A 13,756-nucleotide genomic window follows, 5' to 3' on the forward strand; every position below is an offset into this window, starting at 1 on the left:
TCAGTATCATGGCAATGGCTAGATTTTTGCTGTATTGTTGGTATATTTATAAGACAAAACGAAACAGTTATGATGACATATTATATATTAATTGGTGGAATCGCGCTTATCAGTTGGTTGGTAAGCAGCAGATTGAAAAGCAAATTCAAGCACTATTCCAAAGTACATCTGCGTAATGGGATGAGCGGTGCAGAAATTGCCCAAAAAATGCTGGATGACCATGGTATCCGCGATGTAAAGGTGATTTCCACTCCAGGAATGCTTACGGACCACTATAATCCGAAAAACAAAACCGTTAACCTTAGTGAAGGAGTATATAGCCAACGAAATGCTTCGGCAGCGGCAGTGGCTGCACACGAAGTAGGTCATGCTGTGCAACACGCCCAAGCTTACGAGTGGCTGACCATGCGTTCTAAATTGGTTCCTGTGGTAAGTGTTACTTCTGGAATGTCCACGTGGATTGTATTCGGGGGATTAATGTTGGGCGCAGCCGCTGGAGTTGGACTTGGGTATTACATTGCCGTAGCCGGATTGGTAATGATGGGATTGGCGACGGTATTTAGCTTCATCACTCTTCCTGTGGAATATGATGCCAGTAACCGTGCTTTGGCTTGGTTGAAACAAAAGAATATGGTAAGCCAAGAAGAATACGCTGGTGCTGAGGATGCCTTAAAATGGGCCGCCAGAACCTATTTGGTTGCTGCCTTGGGTGCATTGGCCTCCTTGGTATATTGGGCCTTCCAGGTTTTTGGAGGGCGGGATTAACCCAAACAGAGAAAAGAAGAAACAAAAAACGGAGCTAAATGCTCCGTTTTTTTATGCTGGTTACTTAGTTTATCCAGTTACCGACATGGTCATCGATGAGTTGTAATCCCACACCTTCTGTCCCAGTGACTGAAATCATATCCAGGATATCACGTATGGTGTTTTCCTCTTCTACTTGTTCCAATACAAACCAATCTAAGAAGCGTTCAGTGGTAATGTCACCTACTTTGCGTGCTTGTAGAACAATGTTGTGTATAGACTGCGTTACAGCTGTCTCGTGTTCCAAAGTAGTTTCAAAAACTTCTACGATGGATGAATAATCGTGATTTAAGTTAGTGACTTCAGGGGAATATGGGCTTCCACCCACATCAATCAAAAAGTCAAAAATCTTCATCATATGCTCGCGCTCTTCTTCAGATTGCTTCCGAAAGAACTTGGCACTGGTGAAAAAACCGTTCTGTTCGCACCATGATGCCATCGCCAAATAAGTGGCCGAGGCATGGGCTTCCATTTTTATCTGATTGTTGAGCAAATCCATGGATTCCACTTTAATGCTCATTGATTGTCTGGCTATATCCTTCATTTGTGAATAGTTTATCGTTCAAAAATTCATTTTCCAATGTAAAAGTATGGAATTTAACAGGCGCTTTTTAGCTAACCCTCTATTTAAAAGCAATTTAAGACTGAATAAAAATAAGCTAGCTAAGAAGAAGGGCTAAGCCACAGAAACTTTACTGTTTGAAGCAATGCCGAGCAGGGCAAATCCATGCTCAACAAGTTCCTTTAGGTCAAGGACCTCAAAGGTGTTCAGGATAAAAAGATGCTCTTTGTTGCAAAGTTGTAAAAGTTCAAATCCATGCTGGTTCAGTTCACTGTCGAAATGATGCTCTATGGGAATCGATAGCACCTTGTGTCGAATGGCCAATAATTGGCAAAAGGAAACGCGCACTATTTTTTGGGCAAAATCAATATAAAAACAGCGCTCGTTCTCCGACTGGTATAAGGTGTAGTATGTGGACCGATATATTACTTTCACGAAGCGAAAATAATGCTTATTTAGATTCAATCCAAATATCAGATATGAATTTGCCTGTCTATTTGTTGCGCTAAGGAAATAAAAGTTTCAGTTCGTGAAACCCCTTCAATTTGTTGGATTCGCTTGTTCAACACATGCATCAAATGCTCGTTATCCTTACAGAGTACCTTGATCAAAATAGACCAGTTACCGGTGGTGTAATGACATTCCAGTACTTCGGGAATTTTTTCCAATTCCTTCACCGCCTTTGGATTGGACATTGCCTTATCCAGAAAAATACCAATATAGGCCATAGTGGTATATCCCAATACTTTGGGATTGATGACGAACTTTGACCCTGACAATAATCCGGAATTCTCCAACTTTCGTAAACGCTGATGTATTGCCGCACCAGAAATGCCAATGTTCCGGGCAATTTCCAAAATTGGCCGACGGGCATCTTCCATTAAATACCTGAGTATTTTTTTGTCAATCCCATCAATCTTTACTGAAGTGTTAGCGTTTTTCATGTCAAAGCTTCTAAATTGAAGCTAAAGATACCGAAAAACAGAAATTAACTAACTTCCAATGGTATCAGGATTGTACCCCAGATAAGGAACCTCATACTCTTTAAAGGTGATTCCGTAAGATTTCAGTTCTGAAAGAATGGGTTCATATACCTCTTTGCTTATGGGAATCTGGACGCCTGGAGTGGTAATCTTTTTGTTTAAAATCTGAAGTGTAGCTATGGCAACCGGCAAACCAACGGTCTTTGCCATTGCGGTGTAGGTCTGGTTTTGACCCAATGCCACCATATTGGCATCAATCTGCTTTTTTTGACCATCCATTTCATAACCGAACTTATGGTACATAACGATCATATCTTTTTCGTCCTTTTCCAAAGTCCAACTGTCTTCAAGGATATACTGCAATATTTGGGCAGGCGAGGCATTCTTTAGAGGAATTTTCTTGGAAGGATTGAACAAATCCAATTCGAGCAGTTTTCCCCATCGAATATCATCCTGATCTATCTTTAGATAGTGTCGCAATTTTAACTCGACCGAATCTGTCGGAGAGTAGGGCAGAAATAAGTTCACAAAATCTCGGAAAGACATTCCCTGGGAATTTTCTATGGTATAGCTATCATCCGTCATGCCGAGCATTACGAAAACATGCCATGCTTTGGAAAAACCGACCCGTCTCATCGTTCCACGATATAAGGTCAGAGCGTCTTGGAGGCCATAGGCGTTCGTGTATTTCAGAGAGTCTCGATTTGGATACACCTCAAATGTGCCGTATCCCTCAATGTCGACAAGTTCCGTACGTCTAAAAAGTTTCTGATAGGGAATATATTTGTAGGTACCTTCCTGAATAAATTTGGCAGCACCTCCTTGTCCAGCCAGGACCACATTTCTAGGATTCCATGTAAACTTGTAATTCCAAAGGTTGGAATCGTCTGAAGGAGCTACCAATCCACCTGTAAAGGATTCAAAAAGAAGGATTTTTCCGCCACTGTTGCGAATACGGTCTATAACTTCCATAGCGCTCATATGGTCGATTCCGGGATCAAGGCCGATTTCGTTCATAAAAACTAGACCATTTTTCTTGGCTTCATCATTCAGTTTCTCAATTTCATTGCTAACATAAGAGGCGGTAACAAGGTGCTTTTTATAATGGATGCAATCCTCGGCAATCTTAATATGCAGCCTTGGCGGCAGCATGGACACTACGATGGAAGATGATTCAATCAATTTTCTTCTGCTGTCATCATCAAATATATCCAGGGCAACGACTTGGCAATGGGAATGGGAGGAAATATCTTTGGAAATGTTTTCAGGATGAAGGTCACCGATAACCAACTGAAGTTTTTCTTTTTCAGCATTCTTAAGGATATAATCCAGAAGATATGAGGTGGATTTTCCTGCTCCAAGAACCAAAATAGTACGAACCATGCGTTTTATTTACTTTTGATTAAAACGGACACTAAAGTATCAAATTGTTATATCTATAAAAAAATAAGATTACAAAGTTATGAACAAAACAATTTTGATGACGGCAACCCTATTTGGGTTGACTGCCATAATTTTAGGAGCATTTGGTGCCCACGGTCTCGAAAAAGTTGTTGACCAAGATGCTATAGAATCATTTGAAACTGGGGTTCGTTATCAAATGTATCATGCATTGTTCTTGCTTTTTTTAGGAATGTGGAACGGCATTACAGAAAGACAAAAAAGGAGAGTATACCAAATGGTATTTATTGGGACTGTTCTTTTCTCATTTTCAATATACTTGCTTGCATTGAAAAGCTTAATGAGCATTGATTTTAATGCCATTGCCTATTTGACCCCTATAGGAGGTGTCCTTTTGATTTTGGGTTGGGGTTTTACCGCTTATTACATATTGGCTTCAAGAAAAGTCTAATATTTTAATTTCTTCGTTTTGTTGTATAATTTCCAAAGACCCATCCTTCTTTACCTTGGTAATTAATTTTATACCAGCGATCGGTGTTATTATTTACTTTTTCCAAAGTATCGCTTTGGGCAATGATATTACAAATGACACCTTGTTCAAGTTGAAAGACTACATTGTCAACATCTATCTCAGGATTACTTCTCACATTTACCGATGAGACAGTAATTCCGAGTTTATTAGAAGGAAGGTTCATGAATTCGTCAATCGCGTCAATATAAGCATGGTCTTCTTGCAAATCCTCATCAGAATATAGAACCTCGTTTACAAGGGTGATTAATTTTGTTCTTTCAAAGGCAGGATTATTTACTATGTTTTCCAGTAAATCATATTTCTTTACTCCTGTTTCTTCCTGTGCTCGCCAATAAAGAATTCCCATTTTAATTTCAAGTTCATCCATTATAATGTCATCTGTATTTTGAACCCACCCCTCTTTTTCTTTTTTTGGGCCAACAACTTTATACCAACCTTCCTGTTCGGCTTCCGAAACCATCACCATGTCAAGTGGGTCCATTTTTTCTCCCTGAAAAGTCATCACATCAGGTCTTTTATATATTTCAGTGGCATTTTCAATTACACCTAACTTTCCATCCATGGCAAACAAATATTCATTGACCCAACCTTCGGTTCCATCGGACAGCTTAACATTAATATATTCTTTATTATCATCTGCTTGTTTTCTCTTGTTAAGAAATTGAACAGTTTCCCCAAAATAGATGGTGGTCAGGTATTTAGTGTTTTTTCTGCCTGGGTGGTCGCGTAAGCCAACTTTTGGCCATAAGCAAATGGCATTTATCACTTCCTCGCTAACGTTTATTTCTGAATCCTTTAGGACGGAGGCTTTAGTAGATTGGGAATCTTCAATTTTATTGGTTCTCGAATTATTCCCACAGCTCATTAGAAAAACCAAAGCTGTGGTAAAAATGGTGGCAGATGTAATTTTCATACTTTGGTGTTACAATTATTCAGGCTAATATTATGCAAAATGGGAAGTTGACAGATATAGGTTTGATGAATGTAGGGTTTGAATTGACAAAATGGGCACTCTTCGGCATTTATGTTTTAACCAAAAAATCAGATAATTAAGCAATATTTTAAGGTGGAACTGACTAGATTTTCTAGCTTTGTACCAACTTAAAATTAATTAAATGAGTACGCCTATCTCAACTACGAAATCGATTTCGTTAAAGCCTTATGGAATCGACCACAATCGTATTAATTATCAGCTTTCATCTGATGATTTGCATCAAGTTACCATTGAAAAAGAAATGGGAAAAGAAGCCTCATCGGGAGCTTTGGCCGTCAACACAGGAGAGTTTACTGGAAGGTCGCCTATGGACCGCTTTATTGTGGAAGATGAAATCACCAAGGATAAAGTATGGTGGGGAAATATCAACATCCCTTTTGAGAGTGAAAAGTTTGATAAGTTATATGACAAGGTCATCTCTTATCTAAACGACAAGGAGCTTTTTGTGCGGGATTGCTACGCCTGTGCGGATGCTGATTACAAGCTGAACATTAGGGTAATCAATGAATATCCTTGGTCGAACATGTTTGCCCATAACATGTTCTTAAGGCCAACCGAGCAGGAATTGGCAGGTTTTGACCCCGAATGGACAGTGGTGAACGCCCCAGGGTTTATTGCAAATGCAGAAGTAGACGGGACACGTCAACATAATTTTGCCATCTTGAACTTCTCAAGAAAAATTGCATTGATAGGAGGGACAGGGTATACCGGAGAAATAAAAAAGGGAATTTTCTCAGCGCTGAATTTCATTCTTCCCGTGTACAAGAACACATTGCCCATGCACTGCTCAGCAAATGTGGGTGAAGGAGGGGATACCGCAATTTTCTTTGGTCTTTCCGGGACAGGTAAGACCACCCTTTCAACAGACCCTGATCGTAAATTGATCGGTGATGATGAACATGGGTGGACAGCGGATAACGCAGTTTTCAATTTTGAGGGGGGTTGTTATGCCAAGGTGATCGATTTATCCAAAGAGAAGGAGCCTGAAATATATGGAGCCATTAAGAAAGGAGCAATCCTAGAGAATGTGATCATGAATGAAAAAGGCACTGTCGATTTTGCAGATACCTCAATCACCCAGAACACAAGGGTTAGTTATCCTATCCATCATATTGATAATATTCAAACTCCGTCCATCGGTAAAAACGTAAAAAATATCTTTTTCTTAACTGCGGATGCCTTTGGTGTGCTTCCTCCCATTTCCAAATTGACACCAGCGCAAGCTGCGTATCATTTTATTTCGGGGTATACAGCTAAGGTAGCGGGTACGGAAGCTGGTGTGGTCGAACCACAACCTTCTTTTTCAGCTTGTTTTGGAGCTCCTTTTATGCCTTTGCATCCAGCTAAGTATGCAGAAATGCTGAGCAACAAGATGCAGGAATCGGGAGTCGATGTTTGGCTGATCAATACAGGTTGGACCGGAGGGCCATATGGAGTTGGAAAACGTATGGAATTAAAATACACGCGCGCAATGATCAGTGCGGCTTTAAGTGGTGCGTTGGGATTGTACAACTATGACAACTACCATATCCATTCTGTTTTTGGTGTGGCGCAACCACGGGAGTGCCCGGGAGTCCCTACTAGTGTGCTGAGTCCCAGAGCTACCTGGAACAATGATGATGCCTACTATAAAACGGCATTTAAACTGACGAATGCGTTTCGGGAAAATTTCAAAAAGTATGAGGCCTATGCCAGTGAGGAAATCAGGCGGGGAGGTCCGCAACGATATGCTTTCTAAACAAAAGGCCCGATCAGATGATCGGGCCTTTTTTATTTCTGTAAAAGAAACTATTATTTGTTCACGCTGGTAATATACTTCTGAAGCGCCATGGTCATTGACGGAGTTTCAGGAGTTGGCGCTTGAATATCAATTCTAAGACCTGCAGCAGTGGCAGCTTTGACCGTACTGTTTCCAAATACCGCAATTCGGGTGTTGTTCTGCTCAAAATCTGGGAAATTCTTTAGCAGGGACTCAATTCCCGATGGGCTAAAGAACACCAAAACGTCATAATAGACATTTCTTAAATCGGAAAGGTCGCTAATAACGGTTTTGTAGAATATCCCTCGCTTCCAATCAACTTCCAGCTCGTCCAATGCTTGGGGAACAGTAACCTTTAAAGTATCTGATGAAGGTAGAAGGAATTTTTCATCCTTATATTTTTTGATTAAGGGAACCAATTCGTTAAAGGTTCTCTTGCCTACATATATTTTACGCTTTCGGTATACAACATACTTTTGAAGATAGTAGGCTACCGCTTCAGATTGGCAGAAATACTTCATGGTATCCGGAACCTTAAAGCGCATTTCTTCCGCAATCCTGAAAAAATGATCAACAGAATTTCTACTTGTGAGAATTATGGCGGTAAAATTGTTGAGATCGATCTTTTGTTGCCTTACACTTTTGGCTTGAACTCCTTCAACATGGATAAAAGGTCTAAAATCAACTTTTACCTTTTCTTTTTCAATCAATCGTGAATAAGGTGAATTTTCGATTTTAGGTTCAGGTTGGGAAACCAAAATTGTCTTTACTTTCATAAACTTTCAATCTTTTAGATAGGTTCCAACTATCACTAGGGGTGCGATTTCGAGTGTGCAAAGGTACAAAATAAAATAGAACAAATGCGGAACAACGGCTTTTTGATAGTTCTTTAATAGCTTGACAAAACCTATGGCATTTATGGAAACAATTAAGATAAAAGCCACATAAAACACAATTTTAGAGTCATTTGCAATGTAAATAAGGATTACATTGGCCACAAACATAATTAGACTGCTATAGTTTAGATAAGAAGTTTTATTGAAAAGAAGTTCTGCAATCAGGTTTTGGGTATTGAATATGTAGCCCTTGACCAACTGGAGCACCAATTTAAGCAATTGAAATAGTACAACACCTCCCATTATTATAAAAAAGAAGAGCAAATCTTCGGTTTCAAAATTGAAGAAAGTCTTTGCGACCAGAAAAAGGAATAACGAAAAGTTCACCAATTGGAACAGGGTCAACAAAATATGAAACCAATTCAATAATCGACCTTTCTTGCTATGGAGTACCACATACTTGTTATTGAACGGTAGAATAATAAAGTTCAAGAATCTGTTTTGAAAAAGATACTTTCCAAGGGCCAGTACCACCATACTGAGGAAAAGGACCATGGTCATCCAATCTAAAGAATCCACTACTTTATAAACAGGGTTCATCGGTTTACTTTAATTGGTTTGCCATTAAGTCCAGGGAGAAGTCCATTTTCTGATACACCAACTCGAAAATAGCCAGGATTTTCAATTGTCGGCTTAGGGAGTTTAAAACTGTAATATGCTGTATCGTTTGATTTCAATAAAATTTGATTGTCCGCAAGGGGTGCTACCTTGATTGGCAATAATTGTTTCACCTCTTTGTATTTATTGGAGTACGCCACTTTGTAACTCAATTGGTCCAATGGAATGTCAAACGAATATGGATTGTAAACTTTCAATACATGCGAGGTTGAATCACTTGACAATGCCACTAAACATTGCAATTTACGGTAGGATTGAAAATCATCCATAAAAACACCATGAAAAACTGTCCCGTAAGGGGATGAATATGTAATATCACCACTTTTTCGATATTGGGTGACATGCAGAATTCTTTTATGCCGCACACGTTCTTCTGAATTATCAATGGAATATTGATTTTTCCTATACATATGGTTGTTTAAAGAAAAGGTGGGTTCTCCAGAATAGAACTCATACATGGGCGCTCTTCGGTAGGAGTTTGCGAATACGATTGGAGCATTTTCCGCTTTGGACTTCAATGTCTTTACCCATTGTTTATTTCCATGGGTTTCAAATATTAAAGGAACTAAGGGTTGATGTACCAACCAAGCCCTGGCATAAAGCAAGATGACCAAACTGACAATTCCCATCCGATGCATCCATTTTCTGCTTTTTGCACTTTCCAAAAGATGGTTGAATGCCAGAACCGCCATCGGAATGGAAATCACAATGATCCACTGCGTTTGCACCCTTCTGTTAAAACTCGATATAAAAAAGAAAATAATCACCCCATAGGTTAGGTACTTCAATGCTTTTACGAACTGATCTGAAGATTTGGTCTTTATCAGGGATAAATAGACCCAGTAAAACAACAGTCCAAAAATGGCAATAAGGTTTATAAAGTAACCCAATGTGAACTTTTCAAAGGAATATGCCTGGTTGGGTCTTTCGAACAAATGGTACTTTATGGAAACAAAATCGTGCTGATACAACCATAGGAAATGTGGAATATAACACACTAAGGCAACAGCCACCGCCAACCACGCTTTTCTATCGGTAACCAGTTTAACGTTGGAAAGAAATACGAAAAGAATCACCAGTACCGCGTGATATTTACTGTACATCAAAGCAGCCATTGTAATACCCAAAAAAACTGAGATCAACAATGAGGGATGCTGTAAAAAACGCTTGTACAACCAAAGAAACAGCGCTGTAAAAAACAAAAGAGGCGTATCTGGCAAGGTTAAAAACCCATAGGCGTTCATCAAGGTCATTGAGAACATCAATAGGAAAAAATGGATTATATAATCATTCTTTTTGGGGTTGTCGATAAGTAACCAAAGAAAGGCATATGTTCCTACAGAAAGTACACAACTCATAAAACGCACTCCGAGTTCCCCATCAAAAAAGAGACTGCTCAACTTAATCAAAAAAGCAACCATTGGGGGGTGGTCAAAATAGCCCCAGTCCAGATGCTGTGCGTAGTACCAATAATAGGCTTCGTCGTAAATAAGCTCGGTAAAATAGCTTTGTACAAGGTTGAGAACAAAAAGAATGGCCAGAAGAACAAGAAAAAGTCTGGGAAACTTTTGGGTCATCAAATGAAATTTTAGATGGCGCAAAGGTACAAATATTGGATTACTGCATAGTGATTTATACAGTTATCAACATAGATCGGCAACAGAGAAAACCGTATTTTAGCGCTTCTAATCTATTGCGAATGGCAGACGGCCTGGTGATCATACCCACTTTCAATGAAATTGAGAACATTGAAGCCATTATTAAAACAGTTTTCGATTTAAAAAAGCATTTTCATGTGCTGGTAGTCGATGACAATTCGCCTGATGGCACTGCCGATAACGTTCGAAAGTTGCAGAATCAATTTGCTGACCGTCTTTTTTTGGAAGTAAGAAAAGAAAAATCTGGTCTAGGCACCGCCTATATCCATGGTTTTAAGTGGGCACTGGAACGTGACTATGAGTACATCTTTGAAATGGATGCCGATTTTTCGCATCGACCTGCCGATCTTTCCCGATTGCACCGCGCTTGTTTAAATGGCGCAGATGTTGCCGTTGGATCTAGATACAAAAAAGGGGTTAATGTGGTAAACTGGCCCTTGTTCAGAATATTGCTGTCCTATGGCGCATCGTTTTACGTAAAGATTATCACAGGGATGCGGGTACACGATCCCACGGCAGGTTTTGTATGTTATCATAGAAAAGTTTTGGAGGCCATTAATTTGGATGCAGTACGCTTCATCGGATATGCCTTTCAAATAGAAATGAAATATAGGGCGTACCTCAAGGGATTCAGAATTGATGAGGTCTCCATCATCTTTACCGATAGAATCAATGGAAAATCGAAGATGAATTCCGCCATTATCCGCGAAGCCATATTTGGCGTAATTGCCATGAAATTTAGAAGTATATTTTTCAAAAAGAGTTTTTTATAATGTCGAAGACCCTCCTAAAAAATGCTACCGTTGTCAATGAAAACAGGGTTTTTGAAACTGATGTACTGCTCGAAGGGGATTTCATAACCCGGTTGGACAGCGATATAACGGATTCCCATGCAAAAACCATTGATTTAAAGGGTAGTCTTTTACTTCCAGGTATAATTGATGACCAAGTCCATTTTAGGGAGCCGGGGCTTACCCACAAGGGCAATATTGCTACTGAGAGTCGTGCCGCGATAGCCGGCGGAATTACAACTTTTATGGAGCAACCCAATACCAATCCCCAAACAACTACCATTGAAAAACTGGAAGAAAAGTTTGCAATAGCTTCCCGGGATTCTTTTGCCAATTATTCCTTTTTGTTCGGAGGTACCAATGATAATTTGGAAGAGCTTAAAATGTTGGATAAAAATGCCTGCTCAGGTGTAAAGTTGTTTCTGGGTTCTTCAACTGGTAATATGTTGGTCGATAACGAAGAAGTACTTGAAAAAATCTTCAGAAACACAGAAATGGTTATCTCCACACATTGTGAGGATGAGACTACCATAAGAACCAACTTTGCCAAATACAAGGAAAAGTATGGCGATGATATTCCGATAGAACTTCATCCTATCATAAGAAGTGAGGAGGCCTGTTATATTTCTTCCTCCAATGCGATTGCTTTGGCCAAGAAAACAGGTGCGAGATTGCATGTTTTTCATCTTTCCACCGGAATAGAGACGGATTTGTTCACCAATGAAATTCCTTTGGAACAAAAAAAGATTACCTCAGAAGTATGTATTCACCATCTATGGTTTTCGGATGAAGATTATGCTGAAAAAGGAACATTGATCAAATGGAACCCAGCGGTAAAGACAAAATCTGATCGTGAAAAACTTTGGGAAGCACTACTGGACGATAGGATTGATGTAATTGCCACAGACCATGCACCCCATACCCTAGAGGAAAAAGACAATCCATATACCAAAGCTCCCTCAGGAGGGCCATTAGTGCAACATGCGCTGTTGGCGATGCTACAAAAAGAACAACAAGGGAAGATTTCTTTGGAGAAAATCGTTGAAAAGATGTGTCATAATCCTGCTAAACTTTTCGATTTGGATAGACGGGGGTTTATCAAAGAAGGCTACTATGCTGATTTGGTCCACGTGAACAGAAACACACAAAACGAAGTTAAAAAAGCCAATATTTTGTATAAATGTGGTTGGTCCCCGTTTGAAGGCGTTACCTTTGGCTCAGAAGTGGCACGCACATTTGTCAATGGTCATTTGGCCTACGAATTTGGTAGCTTTTCAACGGAAAAGAACGCAAAACGACTCACTTTCGACCGATAAAATATGAAAAGAGGTATTTTGTTCTTTTTGGGAATATTGTTGTTCTCTTGCAACGAGAAGGTTGTGGAAGAGCCCGAAAACCTGATTCCAAAAGAAAAAATGGTCTCCATTTTACATGATTTGGCGCTGCTCAATTCAACCAAATCTTCATACAAAGCAGCTCTCGAGCAAAATGGGGTGAAGATTATGGATTTTCTTTACGAGAAGTATGATATTGACAGTATCCAATTTGCACAGAGCGATCTATATTACGCTTCAATACCGTTGGAATATCAATCCATTTATGAAAAGGTAGAGGCAATATTGGAGAAAAAAGCAGGTGATTTAGAACAGATTACCCAGAAGAGAAACGATAGTGTTCGAAAAGCCCAAGAAAAGAAAAGGGACTCCATTGTAAAGGTGGCAAAAGATAAAACTCCTACCCCTTAAATTTTTTGCAACAAAACGCGATAGCGTCATCTAAATCCTCGAACTTAAAATCAATGGCATTTTTGATTTTATCGCTGCTATATGTTTCTTGATGATACAATCCTTTGACAACATTCTTGGTAAGTTTCCTTCTCTTTCCCATCAAATTACTTCGCAACCAGTCTATCCTCCAGAGGATTTCCAATAGCCAAAACGGAATTGGTTTTGTGGGGGGCTGTACGCCCAACTTAGAAGCCATTTTTTCAAAAAGTTCCCGATAGGAGAGATTTTCGCTTACCAAAATAAATCGTTCCCTATCAATCTTGGAATGCATTAAGGCAATCATGGCATGGGTTACATCATTAATGGAAACAAAGCCAGTACCTCCTGGGAAATAACTTTTTTTCTCTTTGGATGCATATTTGAAAAAAGTTCCACTTCCAGAATGCCAAAAGCCCGGCCCGAGAACAACACCTGGATTCACCACCACCACTGAAAGTCCCTCTTGCGACCCACGCCAAACCTCCAACTCAGCTTCATTCTTAGTGAGTCCATATACGGAAACATTCGTATCGTTCCATTCATTATCCTCATGAGTGACCTCTCCTTTGACACTCGCTCCAATTGCCGCTATGGAACTTACATAACAAAGTTTTTTTACCTGATGTTCCAAACAGAGGTTCACAATATTGGCTGTTCCATCTATATTGGTTTTAACAAGGGCCCGATAATCTTTTGGACTAAAAGAAATCAGAGCTGCGCAATGATAAACATATTCAATGCCCGCAAATATTGGCATCAATGAACTGATATCCGAGATATCGGCTTTTATCCATGTTATTTTCTCAAATAAAGCGTTAGGGTGGTCAGAGTAGTACCCAAAAATTTCCAAGACCTTTTCAATGGAATCTTTGTTTCGATAACTGGCTTTTACATGCTGCCCACTTTTTGTTAGATGGAACAATAAATGCGAACCTATTAGACCAGTACCTCCAGTTACCAAAATCATTGGATAAAAGTACCCAATTGTATTG

At 39.6% G+C, this 13,756-nt stretch carries 15 protein-coding genes; 6 read left to right on the forward strand and 9 right to left on the reverse strand.

The window, feature by feature from the left end; all coding sequences use genetic code 11:
• The first annotated feature begins 69 nt into the window (after positions 1–69).
• Positions 70–765 (forward strand): zinc metallopeptidase, encoded by a 696-nt coding sequence (locus ACULLH_RS03755; protein ID WP_454087387.1) that lies wholly within the window; start codon positions 70–72, stop codon positions 763–765.
• A gap of 64 nt (positions 766–829) precedes the next feature.
• Here the strand turns inward: ACULLH_RS03755 and ACULLH_RS03760 are convergent, their stop codons facing one another.
• The 4 genes from ACULLH_RS03760 to ACULLH_RS03775 all read right to left on the reverse strand — a co-directional run bounded on the left by ACULLH_RS03760 (position 830) and on the right by ACULLH_RS03775 (position 3,732).
• Positions 830–1,348, reverse strand: coding sequence for a ferritin (locus ACULLH_RS03760; RefSeq protein WP_454087388.1), 519 nt, complete (start codon positions 1,346–1,348; stop codon positions 830–832).
• A 132-nt stretch (positions 1,349–1,480) separates the two neighbouring features.
• Positions 1,481–1,801, reverse strand: a complete 321-nt coding sequence (locus ACULLH_RS03765; RefSeq protein ID WP_454087389.1) for a hypothetical protein — start codon at positions 1,799–1,801, stop codon at positions 1,481–1,483.
• A 38-nt stretch (positions 1,802–1,839) separates the two neighbouring features.
• A complete protein-coding gene (locus ACULLH_RS03770; protein ID WP_454087390.1) occupies positions 1,840–2,310 on the reverse strand; it encodes an Lrp/AsnC ligand binding domain-containing protein in 471 nt (156 codons plus the stop codon).
• A gap of 48 nt (positions 2,311–2,358) precedes the next feature.
• Positions 2,359–3,732 (reverse strand): saccharopine dehydrogenase family protein, encoded by a 1,374-nt coding sequence (locus ACULLH_RS03775; RefSeq protein ID WP_454087391.1) that lies wholly within the window; start codon positions 3,730–3,732, stop codon positions 2,359–2,361.
• Positions 3,733–3,811: 79 nt separating this feature from the next.
• Between ACULLH_RS03775 and ACULLH_RS03780 the strand changes: the two genes are divergently transcribed.
• Positions 3,812–4,201 carry a DUF423 domain-containing protein gene (locus ACULLH_RS03780; protein WP_454087392.1) on the forward strand — a complete coding sequence of 130 codons (390 nt, stop codon included), beginning with the start codon at positions 3,812–3,814 and terminating at the stop codon, positions 4,199–4,201.
• A gap of 4 nt (positions 4,202–4,205) precedes the next feature.
• Here the strand turns inward: ACULLH_RS03780 and ACULLH_RS03785 are convergent, their stop codons facing one another.
• Complete coding sequence (locus tag ACULLH_RS03785; RefSeq protein WP_454087393.1) at positions 4,206–5,048, reverse strand: SH3 domain-containing protein; 843 nt, start codon at positions 5,046–5,048, stop codon at positions 4,206–4,208.
• A gap of 349 nt (positions 5,049–5,397) precedes the next feature.
• Here ACULLH_RS03785 and pckA point away from each other — a divergent pair, with 349 nt between their 5' ends.
• Positions 5,398–7,014, forward strand: a complete 1,617-nt coding sequence (gene pckA, locus ACULLH_RS03790; protein ID WP_454087394.1) for a phosphoenolpyruvate carboxykinase (ATP) — start codon at positions 5,398–5,400, stop codon at positions 7,012–7,014.
• Between the two features lie 53 nt (positions 7,015–7,067).
• Here the strand turns inward: pckA and ACULLH_RS03795 are convergent, their stop codons facing one another.
• Genes ACULLH_RS03795 through ACULLH_RS03805 form a run of 3 tightly spaced genes read right to left on the reverse strand, consistent with a single transcriptional unit; the run spans position 7,068 to position 10,126 of the window.
• A complete protein-coding gene (locus ACULLH_RS03795) occupies positions 7,068–7,811 on the reverse strand; it encodes a uroporphyrinogen-III synthase (RefSeq protein WP_454087395.1) in 744 nt (247 codons plus the stop codon).
• 6 nt (positions 7,812–7,817) lie between these two features.
• Positions 7,818–8,471 (reverse strand): DUF4271 domain-containing protein, encoded by a 654-nt coding sequence (locus ACULLH_RS03800; protein ID WP_454087396.1) that lies wholly within the window; start codon positions 8,469–8,471, stop codon positions 7,818–7,820.
• Complete coding sequence (locus ACULLH_RS03805) at positions 8,468–10,126, reverse strand: ArnT family glycosyltransferase (RefSeq protein ID WP_454087397.1); 1,659 nt, start codon at positions 10,124–10,126, stop codon at positions 8,468–8,470. The genes ACULLH_RS03800 and ACULLH_RS03805 overlap by 4 nt, the downstream gene beginning before the upstream one ends.
• A gap of 122 nt (positions 10,127–10,248) precedes the next feature.
• Between ACULLH_RS03805 and ACULLH_RS03810 the strand changes: the two genes are divergently transcribed.
• From ACULLH_RS03810 to ACULLH_RS03820, 3 genes are read left to right on the forward strand one after another with little or no spacing between them, the layout of a single operon-like run.
• A complete protein-coding gene (locus ACULLH_RS03810; protein WP_454087398.1) occupies positions 10,249–10,980 on the forward strand; it encodes a polyprenol monophosphomannose synthase in 732 nt (243 codons plus the stop codon).
• On the forward strand, positions 10,980–12,314 hold the full coding sequence (locus ACULLH_RS03815; RefSeq protein WP_454087399.1) for a dihydroorotase: 1,335 nt from the start codon (positions 10,980–10,982) through the stop codon (positions 12,312–12,314). Before ACULLH_RS03810 ends, ACULLH_RS03815 begins: the two co-directional genes overlap by 1 nt.
• Before the next feature lie 3 nt (positions 12,315–12,317).
• Positions 12,318–12,743 carry a DUF4296 domain-containing protein gene (locus ACULLH_RS03820; protein ID WP_454087400.1) on the forward strand — a complete coding sequence of 142 codons (426 nt, stop codon included), beginning with the start codon at positions 12,318–12,320 and terminating at the stop codon, positions 12,741–12,743.
• Here the strand turns inward: ACULLH_RS03820 and ACULLH_RS03825 are convergent.
• A complete protein-coding gene (locus ACULLH_RS03825) occupies positions 12,733–13,731 on the reverse strand; it encodes an NAD-dependent epimerase/dehydratase family protein (protein ID WP_454087401.1) in 999 nt (332 codons plus the stop codon). The genes ACULLH_RS03820 and ACULLH_RS03825 overlap by 11 nt on opposite strands.
• Positions 13,732–13,756 lie beyond the last annotated feature (25 nt).

Source organism: Flagellimonas sp. 2504JD4-2 (genome assembly GCF_053642935.1).